Genomic DNA, 25,959 nt, shown 5'->3' with positions numbered 1-25,959 from the left:
AAAATCAGGCGGCCGCTTTTTCCTTCGCCAGTGACGCCATATCAATCACAAAGCGATATTTAACATCGCTTTTGAGCATGCGTTCGTAAGCTGTATTGAGGTCCTGAATCGGAATCAACTCAATATCCGAAGTAATCCCGTGCTCAGCACAGAAATCCAGCATTTCTTGCGTTTCCTTGATACCGCCGATGAGTGATCCCGCCAAGGTGCGTCGTTTCATGATCAAATTAAACACGTTCGGTGAAGGATGCGATTCGGCTGGCGCACCGACTAATGTCATCGCTCCATCACGCTTTAGCAAGTTTAAGAAATGATCCAGATTATGCGGTGCAGCCACGGTATTCAGAATGAAGTCGAAACTATTGACGTGTTTTGCCATTTGGTCAGGATCTTTAGAGATGACAACCTCATCGGCACCCAGGCGCAACGCATCATCTATCTTGTTTGGCGACGTCGTGAACAACACCACGTGTGCGCCCATTGCATGGGCAATTTTTACGCCCATGTGGCCAAGACCGCCTAATCCAACGATACCAACCTTGTGGCCTTTGCTGACCTTCCAATGGCGTAACGGTGAATAAGTCGTGATACCGGCACATAAAAGTGGAGCCGCCGACGCCGGATCGAGTTTGTCTGAAATATGTAACACAAATTTTTCACTGACGACGATATTGTTAGCGTAACCGCCAAAAGTCACGCCGCCGCTATGCTTATCTTCACCGTTATAAGTGCCGATGAAGCCGGTCTCACAATATTGTTCAAGGCCTTCTGCGCAGCTCGGACAAGTCTGACATGAATCGACCATGCAACCGACGCCAGCCATTTCGCCTACTTTAAAGGCTTTTACATGAGTTCCAACCTTGGTAATACGCCCCACAATTTCGTGGCCCGGTACACTTGGATAGATGGTGTTATGCCATTCATCGCGCGCAGTATGCAGGTCAGAATGGCAGACCCCACAATACAAAATGTCGATTTGGACATCGTGCGGACCTGGTTCCCGACGATCAAAGGTGAATGGTGCTAAGGGTGTTTGCGCCGACTGTGCGGCGTATCCAATTGCTTTAGGCATTTTCAATTTCCTTTGTTAGGTAAAACAAAAAACAGCGATCAGCATCGCTTAAGGCAACAATGGTAACCCTATCGGATAAAATTTTCCCGCGAGGGTCGATTTTGCTGCTGCGCACAATCTCTTTTTATTCAAAAGAACAAGTGTCAAAAACCAGACTATCGCCTAAGTAAGTAAAAATTATGTAATCTTGCTACATAATTTCTCGACCCAAACCGCGCTGCCCAACACCATTTCTTGACCTCCAACAACAATAAACATCAAACAAAATATTGCATCACAATTTATAGTGGATAATGCGCCCCCAGCCACTCGCAACATCTTGGCTCCCATATACTGTTGGAGAATCTCGTGATCATTGAAGCACAACTACCCGCCGTAACGGCACTCATCCAAAAAGCAGCAAGCGATAGTGACAGCGTTGCTTTTAATGCTTTGTATACACTATTCCCGAAGAACACCCCAGCGCAAAAAGTCCATGCCACACTGGAAGCTGCTTGCACTAGCATTGCTAATTTACATACCGCAATTTACGCGGTTGTCATGGTTAAAAAAGATACCGGCCTGCCCGGCGACGCTTTTTTTGTGACATTTAAAGCAGTCCATGAAGATGAATATGCCACTATAGCCGGCGACACCCCGCATCTGCATTTGACCTCGGCGCAAAAGCAATTAATGGTCAATGCTGAAAAAGCCAGAGTCTACGCACACGCAAAAGCTTGATTGAATTTTAGGCATATTTCGCTTTAAAGCAAATCCGCATTCGTAAAGTTTGTCTGAAATTCAAATAAAAAAACCGCGCTCTTAGTAAGGATCGCGGTTTTTTTATGTACTATGACTTTGCATGCTTTATTTAGGTTCTCGTAAAAATCCCCGCACCATTCGCCACACATCATCTGCAATGGGAACCATGGCTAACACCACCAAAGTTGCAGCCAGCGGCATTGTCGAAATAAATCCTACTTTTTTAAATCCCAACGCACCGACAAAGCCGCCGCAAAAAAATAGAAACACTAACGTTCCAAGCAAACGCAGTTTATTCAGATCAGCATGGACTGATAATTTTTGATCATGCCGCGCGCTGTTCCAATAGAGCAATTTTCCCAATTCGATACCAATGTCGGTGACCATCCCAGTCATGTGGGTTGTACGAATCTCTGACTTGGAGATTTTAGTGATAATGGCATTTTGCAAACCCATAATGAAGCACAGCAACAAGACCGTGAACGGTACCAACAACCATTGATGGTTTTCCAAATTGCTCCCCAACAAGCCAAACAATAATAGCAATGCAGCCTCTAACATAAGGGGTATCGCATACTCTCCATGGAGATCGCGTTTTCGACTCCAATTAATAAAAATCGCGCAACAGGCTGCCCCAAACGTAAAAAACAGAAGTGATGCCAGGCCGGACAACAGGAAGCCAATTGAACCAAGCGCCAGGTTATCGCTCATCGAAGAAATAATTCCTGACATGTGAGACGTATATTGTCCCACCGCCAAAAAACCTCCGGCATTGATCGCCCCTGCAATGAATGACAAGAAGCAGGCCAGATGAATATTGCCCCGCTGGCTGCGCTCCCGGCCGGTGAGTTGTCTTAAGTAAGGTATCGGCATAGTTGCCTGATCATACTCCGCCATTGCCGTGCCATCACGATTTGTCACAGTAAGTAACTAACACAACCCCTCAATTCCAACATCGCCAGCGCATCTCACCTATGGATCATGTGGCTGGACGGTGTGGGCCTGCCTTCACGTTGATATCTCCAGATAAGCCATCCACTAGCCGCCAAGGTTAAGAGTTCCGTAATTAATAATGCATACCAGATTGTCTTGCCACCCAAATAGGTATTTAGTAGCCATAAAGAACCCAGCAACAAAACCCAACTTCGCAAAATGGCAATAATCGCAGAAGCACCGGGACGTTCAACCGCAGTCAGATAACCGGCTGCAATCAAGTTACAACCTGCTGGCAAGAAAGCCAGCGCATACCAGATGATCACTGGCGCCAATATTTCCCATGCTGATCCACCATCGGGCAGAAAAAGAAAAGTTAGCTGTCTGGAAAATACGCACATCACAACCGCAATGATTACGGCAACCGCCATGACTGAGGTCGCTCCAAAAGCAAAGACCACGTGCATCGCGCGGGGCTGATTTGCTCCGCGATAAAAGCTGATCATCGGTTGCATACTTTGAACCAAACCAACCATGGTGACGGTGGCGGCCAGCGTCATGTATTCCAAAATAGCGTAAGCGGCCAATCCGCTCTCACCATATGTGTTCAACACCAATCGATTGAAAACGAAGATGGTGACGACGGCGGCAATCGCTCCCAAAAATTCCGACGATCCGTTGTACAAAATCGTTCCGACATTACTGCCCTCTTTAAACGCATTCCAGCAAGGTTTGATATTTTTTGCTTTGAAAACGTGATAACTCAACATGGTGAAACTCGAGACCAGCATACTGAGCCCCGTCGCCAATCCAGCCCCTTGCATGCCAAGCGGAAGGACAACGATAAAGTAATAATCTAAAACAACATTCACAAAGGCACCCAACAACATCGCGTACAAACCAAATGTCGCCGCTTTTGTCCCCTCCGTACGTAAGAAAAATTCTAGTGCGTACAACGCTTGCGCAAACAAAATAAACCATGCGTACGCACGCAGATAGTCTTCCACCAGAAGCGCCAGATGGCCGGTCGCACCCATCATTTCTGCTATTTTTGACGTGTTAGTTAACACCACTACACTTAACGCAATGCCAATGGCAAGCATGGTCCATAACGCTTGGGTAAATACGCGACGCGCTTCATCGAAACGCCCCTCGCCAGATAAACGTGCAATTAACGTCGCACCGCCGACGCCAATCATCAGACTGACGGCATAAGGCACATACAACAAAGGGACCAGCAGATTGAGCGCCGCTAGTGATTCTGCCCCGAGATAGCGTCCTATAAAAATGCCGTCAACGAACGTGTAGAGGGTGTACACCCAGCCTGAAAGCAAAGTCGGAATCGCTAAGGCAATAAATTGTTTTAACAGGGATTTTGTGGAAGTGTTGTGCATAAAACGTGATTTTCTATTGTGTAAGAAATGCACGATTTCAGTAGAGCGTTAATTTTAGTAGCGTATTAGCAGAAAAGTCGATCTGATGCGTTGCAATCGGGGCGTTACGCCACCTGTTCAACGTTGGAGAAAAATGAAATCGGGCTAACAGTAAAAAATAAACCATCACACAGATAACCTGCGTGATCGGGCCTATTGATCCATTGTTGCGCAGTGGGCAATCAAACTGGATTTATAAAGCTGGCATGAGCCGCGCACCTACTGACAAACCAGTGCAATGAGAGACCGCCCGAAACAACGTTTAGAACGGTTTTGTTGCGGTTAAGAAGTTGCGAGGCGTCTTTTAATCAGGGCTTCGCGTACTTTGTCGTAGCCTATGTTGAACAGCAACGTATAGGGCAAAAAGAAAAGGAGCAAACCGATATCAAGCACGAACGCATCCAGCAAACTCAAATTCAACCACCACGCGGCCAATGGAACCACCGTCACAATCAGTCCTAATTCGAATGAAATTGCATGAATGACACGAACGCCAAATGTCCGTACCAGATTCATACGTCGCTCAATCCGGTCAAACAGCGCATTAAAGACAACATTCCAAACCATCGCAATGAGCGAAATCATTAATGTAAGCAAGCCAGCGTGGGCCATCGATACACCCATTAGCCAGGACAGTGCCGGCGCGCTGATGGCAACGGCCAACAACTCGAAGGTCAAGGCGTGAAATCCGCGCTCGGCAAACGATTTTTTGGTATGGATATTATTGGTTTTATTGGTCTGGCTGGTGTCACTGGTCTGACTGACGTGACTGACGTGACTGACGCGACTGGTGTGTTCGGTGATACGCATACAAGCTCCTAAGCTTTATTTATAACTGATCCTTGCTATTCTCCTTGCTTTTACTGATACTAAAAAATGAGTAACCATCGGAATTTCCGATATATTAAAATATAAACAACTGAAATAACCTCGGTCATGTCACATTCTCTTGAATCTTTATTCATGTTTGTCGAAGCTGCAACGTTAGGATCGTTCTCCGCTGCTGCGCGCAAATTGAACAAACAACAGTCAACCGTCAGCGAGGCCATCGCCAATCTCGAAATTGATTTTGGCCTACTATTGTTTGACCGCACTACGCGGCGGCCTACTTTGACTGAACATGGCAAAGCGATGTTGATCCACGCACAACAAGTGCTGGACGCCAATGATCGTCTGTCCCGTTCAGCCCATCGACTGGCTGATGGCTTGGAACCGACGCTTACATTAGTGTTATCAGATATGTATCAATCGAATCGCTTCGAATCGATCCTGACCGAATTTGAACAGCGTTACCCTGAGTTGGAACTTGAATGCATGATTGCCGAACATACCGACGTTGTCGCCCTGGTACAAGAAGGCCGCGCGCAGCTTGGTTTGGTCGGCGCGCAGCCAGACTATCCACCCGACGTGGGATTCGAATCCATGTCTGAACGTTCAGAGATCGGGTTGTATGTCAGTAAGCGTCACCCTCTCGCAACTGCTACGCCGGTCACTACGGAAATGTTGCACGGCGCCCGTGAGCTCCGACTAAATACTTACCTTAATGACATCATCGAGCGCCGCCGTGGCCTTTGCTGGTCGGCTTCCAGCTACTTATTATTGCTTGAGATGACGGAACTAGGATTCGGTTGGGCGGAGCTTCCACGATGGTTGGCACAACGTTTTGCCGCCGATGGATTACTGGAACTACAAGTACGCGGATGGCCAAAATCGGTTCAGGTTGACGCAGTCTGGTCTAGAAGGCATGGATTGGGCCAAGCTGGCGGTTGGTTATTGGCGTCTTTGCTGGCCCCTTAGAAACGGACCATTGAAAACAAAATAAACGCAATAACTGTCACCAATTGAAACATTCTCCGATCAACGAAAGCGCGGTTTGGATTTATAATGCAACACTGTTGCACAATAAACATACCTGCAAATTTAGTCAACATTGAATCAAAAAATATGAAGGACAACATGAAGCACGTATTTTCTAGCGTCGCCATTAGCGCCCTGCTCTGCTTGGCAATTTCACCTGCAATCGCGCACGAAGCACACGTCCATGGCGTCGGCAAACTGGATGTGGCAATTGATGGCGCACAAATTACGCTCCATCTGGACACACCATTAGTCAATCTGCTCGGATTCGAGCACGCCGCAAAAAATACCAAGGATCGCGCGGCGGCCCAAAAAATGGCGCTTCAACTTCGCAACGCCAGCAAAATATTCGTGACAACGCCTGCCGCAGAATGTCGCCCTATATCGGTCAAACTAGCATCCAATGCGATCGATCCGATACTCCTTGGCGAGTCGCCAACGCCTGCGACCAAGATCAACGCCACCGCAAAAGCAGCGGGACATGCTGACCTTGATGCCGATATCGTTTTACAGTGTGAAAATCCTAATCTTTTGAAAACTATTGACGTTAACTTATTTGCAAAATTCAAAGGCTTTCAGAAAATTGATGTCCAAATGGTGACGCCAAAAAACCAGCTAGCCGCCACGCTACGACCATCGGCCACAATTCTGTCCTGGGAATAAAATGCGTGTAATGTCATGAGTGAAGTAGTCATTAAATTAGATGACGTATCGTTCAGTTGGCCCGGACAGTCTGTGCCGACCTTGCAAATGGATGCATTAAAGGTAGATCGTCAGGATCAGGTATTTATCGCGGGGCCAAGTGGTAGTGGCAAAAGCACATTGCTGGCATTGATCGGCGGTATTGTGGTGCCGCAACGCGGAACCATCACGATACTTGATACTGAGCTCCATAGCATTTCTGCCTCGGCGCGAGACCAGTTTAGGGTTGATCACATAGGTTTTATTTTCCAGCAATTCAATTTGATTCCGTACTTATCAATCCTCGATAATGTATTGCTTCCATGCCATTTTTCACGCTATCGACGCCAACGGACCTTGGCGCAAGGCACCACATTACGCAGCGCCGCTGAATCTTTGCTAGAAAGTCTTGATCTGGCACCATCGTTGTGGCGCAAACCGGTGACGCAACTATCGATAGGTCAGCAACAACGTGTCGCTGCCGCCCGCGCATTGATAGGCCAACCTGAGATCATCGTTGCCGACGAACCAACATCCGCACTCGACGCTGATCGCCAACAACGGTTCCTGGATCTGATGCAGCGAGAGTGTGAACAAGCACGTTCTACGTTGCTCTTCGTTAGCCATGATCAGCGACTGGCATCGCGCTTTAGCCACCGGTTAGCGTTAAACGAACTAAATCATGCTGCCCATCTAGAGGATCAGGCATGAGCATGCTGATTCGTCTGGCCGCGCGCAGTGCATGGAATCGCCGCTTTACACTTGGGCTGATCCTGTTAGCAATTGCCTTATCAACGACATTGTTATTGGGCATAGAGCGCATCCGACACGACGTACGCGAGAGTTTTTCCCAATCCGTATCCGGTACCGATCTGGTGGTCGGTGCAAGAACCAGCTCAGTGCAACTGATGCTTTATGCGATCTTTCATATCGGTGGCGCCACCAACAATATCGGCTGGGATAGCGCCCAAAAACTTGGGCACAATCCCGCCGTTGCCTGGACTATTCCGCTATCGCTGGGCGACTCGCATCGTGGCTTTCCGGTATTGGCAACCAATGGCGACTATTTCACGCATTTTCACTATGGCGACAAACAACCGTTGCGTTTCGCATCTGGCCAGCCGTTCCATGACGTATTTCAGACCGTACTCGGGTCTGACGTCGCACAACAACTGCACTACAAAATCGGTGACAAAATTATCCTCAGCCATGGAAGCGGTGATGCGCATTTGACCGAACATGCCGATAAACCCTTCGTCGTCAGTGGAATTTTAGCGAGAACCGGAACGCCGGTCGATCGCACCGTGCATATCGGCCTGGACGCGATGGAGGCGATCCATCTTGACTGGGAAGGCGGTGCACCAATCAAAGGATTGATAATTCCATCGGAAATGGTTAAAAAATTCGACCTGACGCCCAAAACTGTTACCGCCGTTCTTGTAGGACTAAAAAATCGTGCCAGCGTTTTTGCCTTGCAGCGCGCCATTGCCGACGATAAGGACGATCCGCAGATGGCGGTCTTGCCGGGAGTCGCATTGGATGAGTTGTGGCAAGTGGTCGGTATCGGCGAAAAAGCGCTGTTAGCCGTCTCCGCCATGGTCGTCGTCGTAGGACTGGCCGGATTGGTATCCTCTATCCTTGCCAGTCTAGGAGAACGACGTCGCGAGTTAGCCATCCTGCGCTCCGTGGGCGCGCACCCGATAGACATCTTTTTTCTGCTCGCAATAGAGGGTTTTGTCGTGATGTTGATCGGCGTACTGCTCGGGATTGTGATATTAAATCTCGCCATTGTGATGCTAGGACCGCTATTGGTGACGGAATTCGGTATCGCCTTACATCCAGCACTCCCCACGACAGGAGAATTATTCCTATTGCTATGGACCATCATTGGCGGTCTGGTCGCTAGTCTGCTGCCGGGATTGCGAGCGTATCGGCTCAGTCTATCCGACGGATTAACGCCCCAAGTGTAAATATAAGAGGTTGGCTATGAAAATATTTTTATGGATCCTGGCAATCGTCATCGCAGGTCTGGGTACTGGAATGGTAGGACGTTATGTGGTGGCTGACCGCAATGCAACAGCAGCGCTTAAAGCATCGGCGGCGGCACAATTAGCGACGCAAGATGGCGGCTACAAAATTGGCGACCGCCTGCAACAGAATCCGCTGGTAGCATCAAACCCAACCAAGACTGCGCCAGCGATCAAGTCGCCGTTTCAAGAAATAAAATGGGAAGACCTTGCCCCCGCCAGTTGGGACCCGATGAAGCCGTTCAAGGGAATCGATCTTAACAAGCTCGACGACGCTGATCCACGTGCAGAAGCAGCGCTCCAAAAAGCCAAGGATTACTGGAAAAGTGCACCGATCAATCCTGCGATGAACGGCAAAATGGTCAAAATTCCGGGATTCGTGGTGTCGCTGGATCGCGAAGGCGATGCGCTCAAAGAATTCTTACTCGTTCCGTATTTTGGCGGCTGCATCCATGTACCACCGCCGCCTGCAAACCAGATTATTCACGTCAACAGCACCAACGCCATCAAGGGCGTGCGTACGATGGATGCTGTATGGATCAGTGGCGTATTAAACGTTAAACCAACATCCACCGACATGGGCGATGCCGGTTATTCTCTGGTGGCGCAAAACGTTGAGATGTACAAAGACGGCGATACAAAACAATAAATGAAGCAATAAATGAAACAATGAGCGAAACAATCAGTGCGTCAAAATCAAGACTGATCTTTAGGTGCGCGGCAACACAATTGTCGCCACCAATCCACCTTCAGGATGATTCACCAGCAATAACTCCCCACCATGCGCTTGCACAATGTTTCGCGCAATTCCCAGGCCAAGTCCCATTCCGTTGGCATTTAATTCACGACCATGTGCAAGTCGTAAATAAGGCTGGAACAAACTGCTAAACGCCTGTTCAGGCACGCCAGGCCCATGATCCCGAATCTGAATTTCAATATTATCTGACCCCTCATTTGCTGACTGCGCGCTAATCTGCCGCACAGAAATCTCCACCCTTTCAGCGTAAAAAAGTGCATTATCAAACAGGTTGCCGATTGCACGTTTGAGTGCCAGCGGTTTCGCCATCACTGTCAATCCAGATTCCTCAAATGCCACCGCATGACCGGCCATCAGCGCATCACGGATCATTCTTTGTATCAATGCATCAAGCCGGACCTCGGTACGATTTTCATGTATATCACTATCCTTTACCGATTGCAATGCGCCCTTCACCATCATGTCCAGTTCATCCAGGTCCTCGTGAAAATCGGCGCGCATCGCGTCATCATCGAGCAGTTCGGTACGTAGTTTCAGACGCGTAATGGGAGTGCGCAAGTCATGCGAGATAGAAGCGAACAAACGCTCGCGATCCTCCAGATAACGCTTTATCCTTTCACGCATTGCGCTAAAGGCACGCGCCGTTTTGACAAACTCGCGACTGCCGGTTTCCGGCAACTCTGGTACGGTCTCACCTTTTCCAAAAGCTTCTGCCGCATCCGACAGTGCGGCCAGCGGGCGCGTCGTCCAGCGCACCACCAATATCGATAGCAGCAATACCGCCGCCAGCGACAAAGCCTGCAATACCAAACGATCTGGCGACAAAGGACCGTTACTTTCCAAAAAATAGGGATTGGGCATCAGCGCCGCAAGATATAACCATTTGCCCGGTTCGAGCTGGGTCTGGATCACCAACACTGGCGCGGGATTTGGTTTAATCAATAAAATATGTTGTACCCAATTGTCCGGTAAATCCGCAATTTTCAATCCGTCGTCTGATACATTCACATCATCCGGCCACGCAAAAGCGAGTCGAAACTCGGGCAAAAATGGCAGCTCTTCCTTGAGAGTTTTGAGGACAGTCTGGCTTGCCAGATCAGCTAACGCGTTCTTGCCAATTGGTTGAATCAGAATCGGGGCGTTATTGGCGTTCACGAAGAAGCGCGTGCCGCCCATTTCGCGCAATTGCTGAATCATGATTGGTCGATAATTGGCGGGCAAACTCTTGAAATAACGGATGGCACTAACGGCACTATGACCGAGATGCTGCGCCGCGATCCGGGTTTCTATTTCTGATTTAGATCGTAGTTGAGTAGCCCAAATCAACCCACCGACTAATTGTGTCACTGATATGCCCAACACCATCACCACCGACAATTGCCCAAGCAGCGAATGCGGCAATACCCGCGCCAAAACACGGGTAATAAATCGATGGGTAGTTGTGTTTGCCAACCTGAGCCTAAATGGCGGAAGAAACAACGTCAGCAGAAAATACGTAACCTGCGCCACGTACAGTTTTGATCAACTGCGGTGATTTGCCATCATCGTTCAGACGATCTCGCAACTTGCTAATCTGGACATCCAGCGAACGATCCATCGGCCCCGAATCCCGACCTCGGGTTTCTTCACACAATACGGTGCGATCCAAAATATCGCCCGGATGCGCGACAAAATACTTCAACAATTGATAGTCCAGTCCAGTCAACGCCACCAGTTTTTGTTCGGCGTCAACAACGGTTCTTTCGACCGTATCCAGCGTAAAACCCAGAAACCGGTAATACCGCGGTGCAGCGGCGTTATCGAATCCCATGCGCCGGTGGATTGCCTTGATCCGCGCCAGCAACTCGCGCGGGCTATAAGGCTTGCCCATATAATCATCCGCGCCTAACTCCAGACCAACAACCCGATCAGTTTCATCTGAGCTGGCTGTCAGCATGATAATCGGCACATTTGAGCGGCGACGGACGATTTTACACAATGCAAAACCATCCGTGTCAGGCAACATGACATCCAGGATAACCAGCGACAACTCGTCAGCAAAACGCTGAAATTCTGCCAGAAAAGTTTCGCCGTTATGCGCCAGCATGACTTCATACTGATTTTTTTCGAGATAGGCCTTTAACAAGATCCGGGTTTTCTGGTCATCGTCAACGATCAAAATCTTACGCATAGTGAGGCTTCAAGAGTAGGTACAAGAGTGGATACATAAGTTGAAAAACGACTGGATACATCGATAAATGTGTGGGTGTGATCTCACTCATTCCTCAGGACGCTCTATTTTAGGTGAGCTGCGCGCTATTGCCGCTAGACGACGCTGCGTATCCAATTCAGTTATTTGATCGTCCATAAAATAGCGCCGTACTTCCGCAACGATGGCATCCTTTGTTGTCTCATCAGTCGCCATTCTATGCACCAGACTTGGTGCCTGAAACGCGCCGCCTTTGCTGAACGTACGCCACGATGCCAGCGCACAACTATCCATTTTCGCTTTATTGGGATCACGCCAAACTGAAATCGACCCTTTTACTTGATTGTAATCGGTTTGAACCGTTGCCGACATCAAGACCTGCGCGAGTTTCTCCTGCGCCTGTTGATGCGAATAATCTCCGGCAAACATCGCCAACGTATCAACGCTATAAAGATGATACTCATCCGTTCCCGGCACCGTACTGCATCCAAAATCAACGTCGGTTATCTTGCCCCACGCACGTAGCTCACCTTTTACCCAATCCCCCATCACAAACATCGCAGCATCACCATCGGCAAGTTGCCGCGTCATCTCATTCCAGGGCTGCTCACGAAGTGGCATCGGCATCCATTGTTTAAGTCCGCGCAATCGTTTCAGTGCATGCGCCAGACGAGGATCGGCGTAAGCTTTGGCGTTCATGTCGACAAACAATCGGCGATAAAATGCGGGACCACTTTCTGCCAAAACCAACGTTTCGAACAAGGTTGCGACTTGCCATGCCTCGCTACTCTGTGCCAAAGGAACGACGCCCGCCTGTTTTAATTTGAATGCGACACGATCAAAATCGGCCCATGTTTTGGGCGCAATCAACTCCAATCGATCAAATATCTTCTTGTTGTAAAACAGCATGTTGATACGTTGGATACCGATAGGAGCAGCAACAACATGATCCCGATTTTGCACCAATGACCACACCGTTGGAAACAATAGTTTTTTCCAATTGTCAGGCCTCGATACATCATCCAGTTCCAGCAATAGGCCAAGATCAGCCCATTCGCCAAAGACCACACCATTCAATTGGGTCACCTCGGGCGCATGCCCCGCCAACACTCTGCTCTTCAAGACTTTGCTAGCCCCGACACCGGCCCCGCCCGGTATTGCTGCATTGCGCCATTCAATGTTTTCATCCACCAACCGATCCGAGAGGACCTTAACGGCTTTGCGCTCACTGTCTGAGGTCCACCAATGTAAAACTTGCAATGCGTTGGCCTGCGAATACGCTACAAAGCTGGTATTTGTGCCGTATGAAAACGGCGACAACCCGCATCCCAGCATCATCGCCATGCACCATCCCCATCGCCATTGCTTAATCCTCAATGCGCAGTACGACCTTTTTAATTGTTCAGTCATTTGTATTTTTATTTATCTAAACATGTGTAACTTATCGCGCTTTTTTGCTTCTTATTTTTTTGGCCAAGCTTGGTATCCATCAGGCTTCTTGCGTCATTCGGGAATAATTTATACCGTTTTTCTGTCCCGTATCGCGAGAGACTATAACGTAAGTTCACGACTTGATTTGGTTTTAAGCCTCCATTTAGCTAAATTTCACGCTAGTTTTGTAAAGATTTGTAAAGAACAATTAACTTTCGTTTCTGATGCAAAGTCTTCTGCGGCTTGCGCAAAAATCATCACACTATGGCAGCGTAAACACGGCCCCAACGTGGTGTAAATATATGTAACTTGCCGATCTTGAAAATTCCATAAAAAACGCATTAAATCAATAACTTACGTAGCAATTAACTATCATAACAAAGACCGATAGCATCACAATCCCTATGATGCTACTGTCAATCCACAGCAGGATGAAGGCAAGTGGATAACCCGCAAGCCAGACCATAAACTGCGAAAAAATGCGGCAAAACGCCCTTCACCACAAAATACAGAGGAGACAATCCATGCAATCCGTCAGCAAAATCCAGGGAAGTAAGACCCTCCGCAATGCCGTTCTCACCGCGCTAGCAACGCTTGCAACGTTTGCCGCCGTCACCACTGCCCAAGCCGGCACATTGACCATAGAAAGCTGGCGCGTCGACGATAAAGCACTCTGGGAAAGCGTCCTGATTCCTGCATTCCAAAAGAAAAATCCGGGCATTCAGGTCAAGTTTTCCCCCACTGCGCCGACCGAATACGACTCCACCGTCACAGCACGTCTCGCCGGTGGCACCGCTGGCGACCTGATTGCCTGCCGTCCTTTTGATGTATCGCTGTCACTTTATAACAAAGGCAATCTGGAAAAACTGGATGGCAAACCCGGCATGGAAAACTTCCCTCCGTCGGCAAAAGTCGCATGGCAAACCGATGATGGAAAAGATACATTCTGCATGCCTATCGCTTCGGTCATACATGGCTTCTTATATAACCAAAAAATCTTCAAAGAATTAAACATTCAGCCGCCAAAGACCGAGGCCGAGTTCTTTAAAATTCTCGATACCATCAAAGCTAACGGCAAATATACGCCTATCTCAATCGGTACTGCAGATCAGTGGGAGTCTAGTCAAGTCATGTTTACCGGTCTTGGCCCCAACTACTGGAAAGGTGAGGAAGGCCGTAAAGCCCTCATCGCAGGCAAAGCCAAGTTCACCGATCCGCAATTTGTGTCCGTATTTGACTACGAGGCCAAGCTAGGCAAATACCTGTCCAAAGGCGCAAGCGCCCAAACTTATGGCGATAGTCAGAACCTGTTCGGTCTCGGCAAAGCAGCAATCTATCCCGCAGGCTCCTGGGATATCGCGTATTTCAATGCGAATGCCAAATTGGAAATGGGCGCTTTTCCACCACCTGTGCCAAAAGCTGGCGATAAATGCTACATCTCCGACCATAACGATATCGGTATGGGCGTCAACAAAAAGTCGAAAAACAAAGAAGACGCATATAAATTCCTGGCCTGGTTGGGATCACAAGAATTCGCCGATATTTATACCAATAAGGTGACCGGCTTCTTCTCTTTGTCCAATCATCTGATATCGGTCAAAGACCCCGTCGCCAAACAAATGATCGACTGGCGCAAAACCTGCTCATCAACCATTCGCCTGAATTCGCAAATCCTCAATCGCGGAACACCAAGCATGGAAAATGAACTGTGGAACGTCAATGCACAAGTCATTAACGGCAAATTGGCACCAAAAGATGCAGCGGCACAAATTCAGACCGGCTTTGCCAAATGGTACAAGCCACAACAAAAATAATTATCGAAAGCATGAGTCGAGTGGCCGAACGAGCAAGCAATACAAGCGATTTTTTTCACTTGCTTGTCCGTTCTAACAGCCAAACAAGATCGACTCTTTTGCACAAAAATTACCGGGCCTTGTGACGAGATATCTCAACGGTAACGAAGTGATCGCGATCAACCCCGCCACAGCGGTTTTGAATAAGTCCAACTCAATAGGACAATGAGTTTGTTTGGAGAATCAAGTTGAAAAAAGCATTTCCCTGGCATATTGTAATTTTTCTAGCGCCAGCGGTGATCATCTACTCGATGTTCAGCGCGCTGCCGCTGCTGGACACACTCCGGCTTGGCTTCTATACCACCAACGATGCTGGTGTTCATAGCTTCGTCGGTCTATCCAACTATCACATCATCCTTTTCGATTCTGACTGGTCCAACGCGTTCTGGAACGCGATGTGGAATAACGTCAAGTTTTTTGCAATCCACATGCTGCTGCAAAATCCAATCGGATTATTGCTGGCGACGCTGTTTAGTCTCAAAGGTCTGCGCTGGGCGCGCTCATATCGCACCCTGATATTTTTGCCGACATTACTGTCGGTGGTGATAATCGGATTTATCTGGCAACTTATTCTGTCGCCGTTATGGGGTGTTGGTGAAAAATTGATGGGCTTCGTCGGAATGGCAAATTTCTTCGCGCCCTGGCTTGGTCAGCAATCTACTGCATTAATCACACTGGCCCTAATCTCGGTATGGCAATACATCGGCATCCCCATGATGCTGATCTACGCGGCATTATTGGCCGTGCCAGAAGAAGTGCTGGAAGCGGCTTACGTCGAAGGCGCTGGTTCGTGGCGCATCTTTTGGCAAATCAAATTACCGCTAATTTTGCCAACTTTGGGATTAGTCACGATTCTGACTTTCGTTGCCAACTTCAATGCATTTGATCTGATCTATTCGGTTAAGGGTGCACTGGCTGGACCCAACTATTCAGCCGATCTTCTGGGTACCTTCTTTTATCGGACGTTCTTTGGCTATCAGGCGCAAATTGGCAGTCCCACGATGGGCGCTGCAGTGGCAACCCTCATGTTTTTGGTGATCTTGCTCGGCGTTGCCGTGTATTTCTATCTCGTCCAGCGCAGGCTGACACGCTATGAATTGTAAGGTGTATTCCATGACTTCCTCCACACTTCGCCCCTCGCTACGACCGTCAATGCGACATAGTAATATCGGCCGCATTTGGGTACACCTTGTGCTGTGCGCCTATGCGCTGGTGGCACTGTTCCCCATTGCGCTGATACTGATCAACTCCATCAAATCGCGCGAAGCCATCTTTGACAATCCGCTGGCATTTCCCACCGTCGACACGTTCTCGCTGATCGGCTTTGAGAAGGTGTTAACCAACACCAACTTCATGCTGTATTTTGGCAATAGCCTGATCGTGACACTCGGCTCGTTGGCACTCATCGTTTTGTTCGGTGCCATGGCAGGCTGGGCGCTATCCGAATATAAATTTCGTGGCAATCGCATGATGACGTTGTATCTGGCACTTGGCATCATGATTCCCATCCGCCTTGGCACAGTCTCCATTTTGCAATTGGTCGTGACGCTTGATCTGATCAATACGCGCACGGCGTTGATACTGGTTTATACCGCTCAGGGATTACCATTAGCTGTGATGATTTTGTCCGAATTCATTCGGCAAATTCCAAAGGAATTAAAGGAAGCCGCACGTTGCGACGGGGTGGGTGAATTCAAGATTTTTTTCCGCGTGATACTTCCCTTGATTCGTCCTGCGATTGCGACCGTTGCTGTATTTACGATGATTCCAGTCTGGAACGATCTGTGGTTTCCATTGATTCTGGCACCCGGCGACGACACTAAAACTGTCACCCTCGGCGTCCAGCAATTCATCGGCCAGTACGCCACTGACTGGAATTCTGTGTTGGCTGCTTTATCGATGGCGGTGATTCCCATTTTGATTTTGTACATGCTGTTTTCACGCCAACTGATACGCGGCCTGACATCCGGTGCGGTCAAATAAACCAACAAACTTATACAAATTCGTCCGCGTATTTCTGATCGCACGGCAGAGTAAAACAGGTAAAAAATCATGGCTAACGTCAATATTAAGAATCTTAGAAAATCATACGATGGCAAGCAAGATGTGCTGGCAAGCATCAACCTTGACGTAAACGACGGCGAATTTTGCGTACTGGTCGGCCCTTCCGGCTGCGGCAAATCGACATTACTACGACTTTTATGCGGACTCGAAGATATCACCGATGGCCAAATAGCCATTGGCGATCAAGTCGTCAACCATCTTCCGCCTGCCGAGCGTGGTATCGCGATGGTATTTCAAAGCTATGCGTTATATCCGCATATGACGGTGTATAAAAATATGGCGTTCGGGCTAAAAGTTGCTGGTTCCGATAAAAATACGATCGACCAACAGATTCATCATGCCGCTGGCATTTTGAAGATTGATCATTTACTGGATCGATTGCCGCGTGAATTATCCGGCGGCCAGCGCCAGCGTGTGGCGATTGGTCGCGCTATCGTACGGAAACCGAGGCTGTTCTTATTTGACGAACCACTATCCAATCTGGATGCGGCCTTACGCGTACAGACTCGCCTTGAAATCGCCAAATTACATCGTCAACTGGCAGCAACCATCGTCTACGTCACGCATGATCAAGTTGAGGCCATGACGTTAGGCGACAAAATTGTCGTGATGAATGATGGCCAAATACAACAATCAGGTACGCCTCTAGAGCTATATCAGCAGCCAGAAAATTTGTTTGTGGCAACCTTTATCGGTTCGCCCAAAATGAATCTGATGCAGGGCTTGGTCACTACTATTGAGGCAGATTATCTAAAGATACAACTAGATGGTGGTCAGGAAGTGCGTGCCGATGTCCGCGCTACGGAAACGAACGGGATTATCCGCATCGGCGATCCTGTCACCTTAGGCTTGCGCGCCGAACACATCCTTGAGAATAACAGCGGTAGCGAGACCTTTAGCGGGAGAGTTAACATCGTTGAACATCTTGGAGAAGCAAATTTCATTTATGCCACGCTGCAAAACGGTCAGGATATCGTCGTACGCGGCGATGGAAACAATACCGTCCGTATCGGTGAAAGTATCACGCTATCGGCAGCCAGCAGTGCATTTCACGTATTCGATGCAAATGGCAATGCGCTACGCCGCATCAAGCCAGGCAACATGATTTCATCAAAATTGGGACCGGCACAAAATCTCCCTAGCGGCGATGTGCCATTCTAGCCACCCACCCGGCCCGCAATTAGCGTGAACGATCTTTGTCGTCAAGTTTTGATAAGACAGTTTTGCGTCAGTTCTAAAAAGCGCATGATGACCAAAAAACATTCCTATTTAGTAGTTTGCGCACCATTTGACGGCAAAAATAGATAAACTTTTGCTTTATGCCACAACAAACAGGACTTGAAGTGAATACAGCGCTTGACTCAGCTTACGAGTATTTGATCGGGATCGACGGTGGTGGCACCAAAACCCAGATTCGTATTGCGCGTGCAGATGGCAGCGTGATTGCAGAAGCAACCGCTGGGCCATCCGCCCTCATGCATGGCCGTGATAAGGCGTGGGCGGCAATAGGATTGGCGATACAGGCAGGTTTTCATAAAGCGGGCATTTCAGCCCCTTCTTACAGCGGAATCGCTGCTGGCTTTGGTTTGTCCGGTGTTAACGTCCCGTCTTGGGCAGCAGAATTCACTGCACTGAATCCAGGATTTGGCAGCATTGCCGTAGCCTCAGACGCCATTACCACCCTTCTCGGTGCGCATCAGGGTCGCCCGGGCGCGATCATCGCGTTAGGCACGGGAAGTATTGGCGCGGTGCTAAAACCCGATGGAGTCCAACACATTATTGGAGGATGGGGGTTTCCTTCTGGCGATGAGGCAAGTGGCGCCTGGTTAGGAATATTGGCAATCAATCATGTGCAACAAGTGTTTGATGATCGGACGCCCCAAAGTATTTTGGCGACGAACATCATCCGACATTGCGGCGGCGATGGCACTGACAAAAGCAATCGGGACAGCGTCCTAGCCTGGCTGGCAAATGCCAATCAGAGCATGTACGCGCAATTAGCACCCTTTATTTTCCAGCATGCGGTGGATGATGAGGTGGCGAGAAATATGCTCTGGAGAGCGGGTAATGAAATCGCCAAAATGGCGCTTGCTCTGGATGTATCAGAGCAATTACCGTTAGCGTTGTGCGGCGGCCTCGCGCATGTATTGAAAGACTATCTCCCGCAGACTTTACAATTGCGCACCGTTCCGCCAGAAGCTGACTCGGCAAGCGGCGGATTGCTACTCATTCGTCAACATCTGGAGCAATGATGTTGAAAATTGACAATTTTTACGATGACCTCACTATGCATGTTCAAATCAACTTTGTCTCGCTTAGATGCGGAATGAAGAACCGTCATAAACACTATAGAGACGTATTTTCCGCTGTCATTTACACCCTCATAACGGAGAAAATTTGATGCCCTTCACCACCCAACTTCATGGCAACGTGCTTACTGCGCAAGGCTGGGTCGCCGGTGCAATCAGCTTCAACGATTTGATTACTGATATTAGCGGCGAAACCCTGGACTTTGATCCGAGCCTGCCATTGCCCATCGGCATTAAGCCCTTAGGACATTCGCCCTATGATCAGTTTATTTTGCCCGGCTTTATCGATTGTCACGTCCATGGCGGTGGCGGTAAAGACGTGATGGACGCAGGCGATGCCGTGCACTTAATCGCCAGAATGCACGCACAACATGGCACCACAAGTATGCTGGCGACCACTATGACCGCACCGGCAGCAGATCTTGAGGCCGCATTGAGCGCTATCGGCCGCGCATGTCTGCAACGCTGTGACGGTGGTGCGCGGATACTTGGCGCGCATCTGGAAGGCCCCTATATTAATCCCGGAAAACTGGGTGCGCAGCCCGACTTCGCCGTCGCAGCAACGCTGGAGCAAGTTGACTGGCTACGTAGCTTTGCACCGCTTAAACTCATTACGATAGCGCCAGAAGTGGATGGTCATCTGGAACTGGTGAAGACACTCAGTGCAAGCGGCATGCGCGTACAAATCGGGCATACGCTGGGCACTTACGAGGATGGCGTGGCTGCGCTAAATAATGGCGCGACTGGATTTACCCATCTGTTCAACGCCATGAGCGCGTTCCATCACCGCGCTCCCGGCATGGCCGGTGCAGCACTGGCACATGCCGAGTATGCCGAACTGATACCTGATTTGTTGCACGTACATCCCGGCGCGATCAAAGCGGCATTGCGCGCTATTCCACGTTTGTATTGTGTAACTGATTCAACCGCTGCATCCGGCATGCCAGATGGTGAATATATGCTGGGACGGCAAGTCGTCCATAAATGTATGGGTGGCGTGCGCCTGGCGGACGGCACACTGGCGGGTAGCACGCTCACGATGGATCAGGCGTTGCGGAATCTGGTATCGCTCGGGCTCGATTTGGCCGAAGCCTCGTTACGCACCTCAACCTATCCTGCTGATTATCTTGGGATCACAGAACGTGGTCGCCTTAAAACCGGCTGCTTCGCCGATATTCTGGTATTTGATCGCCAGCTTAACCTCACAGCAGTGTATGTAGAAGGAGAACAGATTGACCTCAACGCCGCCAACACCAATTAATTCATCATCGGCCCCATCATCGCGCATGCTTGAAGAAGCGTGTTCCGCCAGCGCCCATGTTGCCGCGCAGCTAAAGCAAGATCGTGATCGCTACGCAGAACTTGGACGTAGATTGCGCTCCGAACCACCGACCAGTATTCTGACCGTGGCACGTGGTAGTTCCGATCACGCGGCCAGTTATTGCGCTTATCTGATCATGGCCCGCCTTGGTCGCATCGTCGCATCCTTACCAATGTCTTTGGTCACTCTGAACAACGCGCCATTAGTAGCGCGTGATGCACTCGCCATTGCCATTTCTCAATCGGGCCAAAGTCCCGACGTGATTGCCCCGATTCGCTACTTCCGCGACGGTGGCGCGACCACAGTTGCGCTCGTGAATGACGCCTCATCTCCGTTGGCAACCAGTGCCGAATGGGCGATGCCATTACATGCCGGTGCAGAACTTAGCGTCGCCGCGACTAAAAGCTTTATTGCCAGTCTGGTCGCCGGAGCGCTACTTGCAGGGCATTGGCAAGACGATCCAACATTTCTGGCCGCTCTCGACACATTGCCGGAATCTTTGGATGCAGCAACCCAGTGTGACTGGTCAGCCGCACTAGAAGTATTAATTCCCGCCACTAACATCATGGTGGTCGGGCGCGGGATCAGTTTTCCGCTGGCGTTAGAGGCAGCGTTGAAATTCAAGGAAACGTCGGCGATTCAGGCAGAAGCATTCAGCGGTGCCGAAATCAAACACGGCCCAATGGCGCTCATCAACGAAGGATACCCGCTTCTCATATTCGCCACCCGCGGCCCAACACAGGCAGGTTTACTCAAACTGGCAGAAGAAATGCGTGGACGCGGAGCAAAGGTCCTGTTAGCCGCACCTGATGACATCGCAGAGCGTAACCTGACACTTCCCGTGGCAGCGACCCCCGATCTGGATCCCGTCGTCGCCATTCAAGCATTTTATGTCATGGCCGCACACCTATCGTTAGCGCGCGGTATGGACCCCGACCGACCGCGCCATCTGAGCAAGATCACGAAAACCAGTTAGAGATACAAGGAGCATTTTTGCTTTGAGCTTTAGAGAGCTTCGCGTCATTTACAAACCACGGCTTGACGGCAGCCACTGTAGATACTTCATCCAACCGGTTCGCCAATCCATGTCAAGAAGCATCGACTGTCGCGCCGGTTGAGATGTACATCTACTGATGTCGAGACATCGTTAAACAACTACCGCTCACAAGACCGCAACAAAGCAATGAGCAACTTTATCCCCGACCAACAAACGGCATATTAGTCGCCATCACCGTCATAAATTGCACGTTAGCGTCTAACGGCAGTCCCGCCATATATAACACCGCCTGCGCAACATGCTCCACCGACATTCTTGGTTCAGCTGCCATTTCCCCGTTGGCCTGCAAGATTCCACTTCCCATCCGCTCGGTCATATCGGTAGCGGCGTTGCCGATATCAATCTGTCCACAAGCGATATTGTATTTGCGTCCATCTAGCGAGGTAGCCTTGGTAAGGCCGGTCATGGCGTGTTTAGTTGCGGTGTAGGCCACTGAATTTGGCCGCGGCGCATGTGCTGCAATCGAGCCGTTGTTAATGATCCGGCCGCCACCCGGTTGCTGCACCTTCATTAGATGAAAAGCCTCTTGCGTACACAAAAATGCGCCAGTCAAATTGATATCCACTGAGGCTTTCCAGTCGGCATACTCAACATCTTCAAGCGAGACCGATGGCGTAAAAACACCGGCATTATTAATTAATAGATCAAGTCGTCCAAAACGCGACCGGGCTTGGGAGAATAATAATTTAACCGATGCAGGATCACTCACATCTGCTGATATCGGCAGCGCATTGACGCCGAACTCACCTGCTGCAATAACGGTTTCGTTAAGCACCTCAAGCCGCCGTCCTGCCAATACGACAGAATAGCCATTGTTGAGCAGTGCGAGAGAAATGTACTTACCGATCCCCGAACCTGCACCAGTGACGAGAGCAACTTTTTGATTCGGGTGCGTAGTTGATGTCAGAGTTGACGTCATGTTGATTGTCCTTGGTCGTTAATGTGTTTGATATTATGCACATATTTTAACAACCATCTCGCTAACATTCTCAATTACAGACAAGCAATTGCCTGCCATCCAAATCCTCTGTCGCAACTGCAACATGCGATGAATCGACGGTGAGTAGAGATAACATGAACAAGTCTTTTACCGATTAAAGCTTTAGTCAACCAGATGAAGCATAAAACCTATCAAAACTTTGGGTGCCTATTTCGATCGACCCTATGAATATGCCATATCAACAATTTCAAACAGTTTGATCGTCAGGCTGCGATCTTTGTATCGAATAATGCCATATCTTTACTACACATCAATTTTTCAATATCCAGCAAAATAAGCATACGATCTTCCAGCGCACCAAGGCCGGTCAAATACTCGGCTGATAATGTCGCGCAAAACTCGGGTGCGGGTCTTATTTGATCTGTGGTTAATGTTAAAACATCCGAAACGCCATCGACGAGTATTCCTACGACACGGTTCCTGATATTCAAAATAATCACAACAGTATCGTCATTTTGATGGATATTATCGCGTTTTAATTTAATGCGAAAATCGACAATCGGCACAATAATCCCACGCAAATTGCTGACGCCTTTTATAAACGTCGGCGCGTGGGGAATCCGTGTCACTTCCTCATAGTTTCGAATTTCCTGAACGCGCAGGATGTCAATTCCGTACTCTTCCGCGCCCAACGTAAAGACCAGAAATTTTTCACCGTCTCCGTCTGTTACTGCATTAAGCACATCTGCTACATTTATTGCCATCATTTCTTTCTCCAATCTTCGACGCGCAGTTGTTGCATAACCATTTGTTACGTCATCATTGATTACGTAACCTAGCCGCAAGGACTTATATACTTATCTAACAAAGCAAGATATCGGCACTGCCTGGAGCTAGCTGGATCGGCTGTAGAATCTTTTTCAATACCTTTTTCAATACTTTAGGCAACATTTTTAACATCGATATAAGGCCCATATTTATCGATTAATACTCTTTAGGCCCGAGACATCAACAATCAACGCCACACTGCCATCCCCTAAAATAGTCGCAGCCGAAATGCCTGGAACCTTACGATAATTTGTTTCCAAATTTTTAACGACAACCTGATGTTGACCGACCAGTTGATCCACCAACAAGGCAAAGCGTCGGCCATCTGCCTGCACAATCACTACAATGCCTTTTGTGGGATCGGTGCGAGCATGCGGAACATCAAACACGCGATACAACTCAGTCAGCGGCAAATATTCACCGCGTACGTGCATGATTTGCTCGTCATTAGCGACAGAATGTATGTCTTCCGAACGTGGTTGTAACGACTCAATCACGTAATTCAGGGGCAAAATATATACTTCGTTTCCAATCTTGACCGACATCCCATCCAGTATCGCCAAAGTTAATGGCAATATGATTTTGACCGTACTGCCCTTGCCCTCATGGGAAAAAATTTCGACATATCCGCCCATCTCCTGAATGTTCCTCTTAACAACATCCATCCCAACACCGCGCCCGGAAACGTCGGTTATTTTTTCTGCAGTCGAAAATCCGGGAACAAATATCAACTGCCAAACTTCCTCATCCGTCATATTAGCCACGTCCAGCAGCGGCATGCCTTGCTGGATGGCCTTAGCGAGGATTTTTTCACGGCTTAAACCCGCACCATCGTCACTGACTTCGATCACTATATTGCCGCCCTGATGCTGCGCCGACAGAACCAATTCACCAACCGGATCTTTGCCAGCAGCAATTCGCTGCTCTGCTCGCTCAATACCGTGATCGAGACTATTTCGTACCAGATGCGTCAATGGGTCGACGATGCGCTCAATCAGACTCTTATCAAGTTCCGTCGTTTTACCAACCGTCACCAGTTGCACTTCTTTACCTAGTTTGACGGTCAGATCACGCACCAGACGTGGGAACCGGCTGAATACATAATCCATCGGCATCATGCGAATCGACATCACGGATTCTTGAAGATCACGGGCGTTACGTTGTAACTGCGCCATGCCGCTTAATAGCTGCTCGTGGATGACTGAATCCAGGGTCGAAGCGGTTTGAACCAGCATCGATTGCGTGATCACTAGTTCTCCGACCAAATTAATAATTTGATCAACCTTGTCTACATCGACACGAATTGAACTCGATTCTTTAGTACTTCCAGCGCTCGCGGACGTACCCGGATTGAAAATAATAGATTCAGGAGCATCAACGTTAGCCTCAGCAGCTATATTTGGCATTAAGGTAGCCGCAGACGCAACATCGCTGAAACCCGCGGTGGTAATCAAAACCTTTATTTGCGCTTCGGTAATAGATGGAGGCGAAACCAGCGGCAATGGCAACACTTCGGATTGTAGTGGAGCGACTAAAGTCTCGACTCTCTCCGCCAGTTCACGTGTAATTTCGATTTGATCCAGGTCTATAACAAAACAACATACTGCAATAATGTCATCGGGTTCACAGGAAGTTCTAAGCCAGACTACCAAGCTATCGTCACTTTGCGTCTGTGCCAGCACATCGCCTAAGTTTGCCATTTCAGCGATCAACCACGAATGGTCGCTGTCGACCAGACCAGAAAATCGCACCTTCAAACAGATGGATTTTGATGAATCATTCTGCTGGGCCAAATCCTCTGCATCAACGATGATTAGAGGATTAGGGAGAATGGGCGTGATTGGCATCACAACGGATACAGGTCTAACAGGAATGTCTGACAATCCTTGTTTCCTCAGCTCTTCCTGCGCCAAATGTTGTAATACCAAACAAATACGAGCGACCATTTCCGGCGCTGGTTCGACGCCAACCCGATAGGCATTTAATTGCTCTTGTAGCACGTCTTTTGTTTCCAAAAATACATCGATCATTGTGCTGTGCAATATCAACTCCTGATGTCGTACCCGATCCAGCAAACTTTCTAAAAGATGGGTCGTATCAGTCAATGCGACGAATCCGAACGTTGCAGCACCACCCTTAATTGAATGTGCGGCACGAAAAATAGCATTTAAATGCTCATTGTCAGGGGCGTCAAGATCAAGGCCCAGTAGCAATTGCTCCATTTCGGCGAGTAATTCTTCTGCCTCCTCAAAGAAGGTCTGGTAAAACTCGGTTATGTCCATTGGCACTCACATCCTTGCTCAATACTGCCTATTTTTTAACGCCTTAAATACGGCATGCTCGCTACTTCGCAAATACTGCTGCATACGGTATTACGGACGCAAATGGGTTTTCTGAATACCTAAAGGATAATTTTTTTTGTGAGGATATGCCGGCGCTTATTGGTGATGAAGTAAATGCTTTACCA

General features: G+C 48.8%; 22 protein-coding genes and 1 pseudogene. 13 read left to right on the top strand and 10 right to left on the bottom strand.

Annotated features, from left to right (window positions below):
* Positions 1 to 4 precede the first annotated feature (4 nt).
* Positions 5 to 1,072 (bottom strand): NAD(P)-dependent alcohol dehydrogenase, encoded by a 1,068-nt coding sequence (locus tag ACXX82_RS21425; protein ID WP_322238237.1) that lies wholly within the window; start codon positions 1,070 to 1,072, stop codon positions 5 to 7.
* Between the two features lie 348 nt (positions 1,073 to 1,420).
* Between ACXX82_RS21425 and ACXX82_RS21420 the strand changes: the two genes are divergently transcribed.
* On the top strand, positions 1,421 to 1,792 hold the full coding sequence (locus ACXX82_RS21420; RefSeq protein ID WP_322238234.1) for a hypothetical protein: 372 nt from the start codon (positions 1,421 to 1,423) through the stop codon (positions 1,790 to 1,792).
* A gap of 159 nt (positions 1,793 to 1,951) precedes the next feature.
* On the opposite strand, the pseudogene ACXX82_RS21415 reads toward ACXX82_RS21420, so the two are convergent.
* From ACXX82_RS21415 to ACXX82_RS21405, 3 genes and pseudogenes are all read right to left on the bottom strand, one after another.
* Positions 1,952 to 2,686: pseudogene (locus tag ACXX82_RS21415) on the bottom strand (YoaK family protein); the annotation flags it as partial.
* Between the two features lie 95 nt (positions 2,687 to 2,781).
* Positions 2,782 to 4,140 carry an MATE family efflux transporter gene (locus ACXX82_RS21410; RefSeq protein ID WP_458563670.1) on the bottom strand — a complete coding sequence of 453 codons (1,359 nt, stop codon included), beginning with the start codon at positions 4,138 to 4,140 and terminating at the stop codon, positions 2,782 to 2,784.
* A 321-nt stretch (positions 4,141 to 4,461) separates the two neighbouring features.
* Positions 4,462 to 4,989, bottom strand: a complete 528-nt coding sequence (locus ACXX82_RS21405; protein ID WP_458563669.1) for a multidrug/biocide efflux PACE transporter — start codon at positions 4,987 to 4,989, stop codon at positions 4,462 to 4,464.
* Positions 4,990 to 5,115: 126 nt separating this feature from the next.
* Between ACXX82_RS21405 and ACXX82_RS21400 the strand changes: the two genes are divergently transcribed.
* The 5 genes from ACXX82_RS21400 (at position 5,116) to ACXX82_RS21380 (ending at position 9,393) form a co-directional block, all read left to right on the top strand.
* Positions 5,116 to 5,976, top strand: a complete 861-nt coding sequence (locus ACXX82_RS21400) for a LysR family transcriptional regulator (protein ID WP_458563668.1) — start codon at positions 5,116 to 5,118, stop codon at positions 5,974 to 5,976.
* Between the two features lie 159 nt (positions 5,977 to 6,135).
* Positions 6,136 to 6,699 (top strand): DUF2796 domain-containing protein, encoded by a 564-nt coding sequence (locus ACXX82_RS21395; protein WP_458563667.1) that lies wholly within the window; start codon positions 6,136 to 6,138, stop codon positions 6,697 to 6,699.
* A gap of 15 nt (positions 6,700 to 6,714) precedes the next feature.
* Complete coding sequence (locus ACXX82_RS21390) at positions 6,715 to 7,428, top strand: ABC transporter ATP-binding protein (RefSeq protein ID WP_458563666.1); 714 nt, start codon at positions 6,715 to 6,717, stop codon at positions 7,426 to 7,428.
* The gene (locus tag ACXX82_RS21385) at positions 7,425 to 8,687 is read left to right on the top strand and encodes an ABC transporter permease (protein ID WP_458563665.1); all 1,263 of its coding nucleotides are present in this window, start codon (positions 7,425 to 7,427) and stop codon (positions 8,685 to 8,687) included. The genes ACXX82_RS21390 and ACXX82_RS21385 overlap by 4 nt, the downstream gene beginning before the upstream one ends.
* Before the next feature lie 16 nt (positions 8,688 to 8,703).
* On the top strand, positions 8,704 to 9,393 hold the full coding sequence (locus ACXX82_RS21380) for a DUF3299 domain-containing protein (protein WP_322238218.1): 690 nt from the start codon (positions 8,704 to 8,706) through the stop codon (positions 9,391 to 9,393).
* Between the two features lie 60 nt (positions 9,394 to 9,453).
* On the opposite strand, the gene ACXX82_RS21375 is transcribed toward ACXX82_RS21380, so the two are convergent.
* From ACXX82_RS21375 to ACXX82_RS21365, 3 genes are all read right to left on the bottom strand, one after another.
* The gene (locus ACXX82_RS21375; protein WP_458564039.1) at positions 9,454 to 10,866 is read right to left on the bottom strand and encodes an ATP-binding protein; all 1,413 of its coding nucleotides are present in this window, start codon (positions 10,864 to 10,866) and stop codon (positions 9,454 to 9,456) included.
* A gap of 94 nt (positions 10,867 to 10,960) precedes the next feature.
* Entirely contained in the window at positions 10,961 to 11,671 is a 711-nt protein-coding gene (locus ACXX82_RS21370) for a response regulator (protein ID WP_322238215.1), read from the bottom strand.
* An 87-nt stretch (positions 11,672 to 11,758) separates the two neighbouring features.
* Positions 11,759 to 13,033, bottom strand: a complete 1,275-nt coding sequence (locus tag ACXX82_RS21365; protein WP_458563664.1) for an ABC transporter substrate-binding protein — start codon at positions 13,031 to 13,033, stop codon at positions 11,759 to 11,761.
* Between the two features lie 611 nt (positions 13,034 to 13,644).
* Between ACXX82_RS21365 and ACXX82_RS21360 the strand changes: the two genes are divergently transcribed.
* From ACXX82_RS21360 to ACXX82_RS21330, 7 genes are all read left to right on the top strand, one after another.
* Positions 13,645 to 14,934 (top strand): ABC transporter substrate-binding protein, encoded by a 1,290-nt coding sequence (locus ACXX82_RS21360; RefSeq protein WP_322238213.1) that lies wholly within the window; start codon positions 13,645 to 13,647, stop codon positions 14,932 to 14,934.
* 227 nt (positions 14,935 to 15,161) lie between these two features.
* Positions 15,162 to 16,076: a carbohydrate ABC transporter permease gene (locus ACXX82_RS21355; protein ID WP_322238211.1), complete on the top strand. Its 915-nt coding sequence runs from the start codon at positions 15,162 to 15,164 to the stop codon at positions 16,074 to 16,076.
* Positions 16,077 to 16,086: 10 nt separating this feature from the next.
* Positions 16,087 to 16,956, top strand: coding sequence for a carbohydrate ABC transporter permease (locus ACXX82_RS21350; protein ID WP_322238209.1), 870 nt, complete (start codon positions 16,087 to 16,089; stop codon positions 16,954 to 16,956).
* Between the two features lie 69 nt (positions 16,957 to 17,025).
* A complete protein-coding gene (locus tag ACXX82_RS21345) occupies positions 17,026 to 18,198 on the top strand; it encodes an ABC transporter ATP-binding protein (RefSeq protein ID WP_458563663.1) in 1,173 nt (390 codons plus the stop codon).
* Positions 18,199 to 18,380: 182 nt separating this feature from the next.
* Positions 18,381 to 19,289: a glucosamine kinase nucleotide-binding domain-containing protein gene (locus ACXX82_RS21340; RefSeq protein WP_458563662.1), complete on the top strand. Its 909-nt coding sequence runs from the start codon at positions 18,381 to 18,383 to the stop codon at positions 19,287 to 19,289.
* Between the two features lie 148 nt (positions 19,290 to 19,437).
* Positions 19,438 to 20,607 carry an N-acetylglucosamine-6-phosphate deacetylase gene (gene nagA, locus ACXX82_RS21335; RefSeq protein ID WP_458563661.1) on the top strand — a complete coding sequence of 390 codons (1,170 nt, stop codon included), beginning with the start codon at positions 19,438 to 19,440 and terminating at the stop codon, positions 20,605 to 20,607.
* Between the two features lie 25 nt (positions 20,608 to 20,632).
* Positions 20,633 to 21,643, top strand: a complete 1,011-nt coding sequence (locus ACXX82_RS21330; RefSeq protein WP_458564038.1) for an SIS domain-containing protein — start codon at positions 20,633 to 20,635, stop codon at positions 21,641 to 21,643.
* A gap of 217 nt (positions 21,644 to 21,860) precedes the next feature.
* On the opposite strand, the gene ACXX82_RS21325 is transcribed toward ACXX82_RS21330, so the two are convergent.
* The 3 genes from ACXX82_RS21325 to cheA all read right to left on the bottom strand — a co-directional run bounded on the left by ACXX82_RS21325 (position 21,861) and on the right by cheA (position 25,774).
* On the bottom strand, positions 21,861 to 22,643 hold the full coding sequence (locus ACXX82_RS21325; RefSeq protein WP_458563660.1) for an SDR family oxidoreductase: 783 nt from the start codon (positions 22,641 to 22,643) through the stop codon (positions 21,861 to 21,863).
* Between the two features lie 284 nt (positions 22,644 to 22,927).
* Complete coding sequence (locus ACXX82_RS21320; RefSeq protein ID WP_458563659.1) at positions 22,928 to 23,431, bottom strand: chemotaxis protein CheW; 504 nt, start codon at positions 23,429 to 23,431, stop codon at positions 22,928 to 22,930.
* 210 nt (positions 23,432 to 23,641) lie between these two features.
* Positions 23,642 to 25,774: a chemotaxis protein CheA gene (gene cheA / locus ACXX82_RS21315; protein WP_458563658.1), complete on the bottom strand. Its 2,133-nt coding sequence runs from the start codon at positions 25,772 to 25,774 to the stop codon at positions 23,642 to 23,644.
* Positions 25,775 to 25,959: the final 185 nt, after the last annotated feature.

This window comes from Glaciimonas sp. GNP009, from assembly GCF_054343755.1.
The sequence above is the reverse complement of the archived record's forward strand: the minus strand, read 5'-3'. Positions and strand labels throughout refer to the sequence as shown.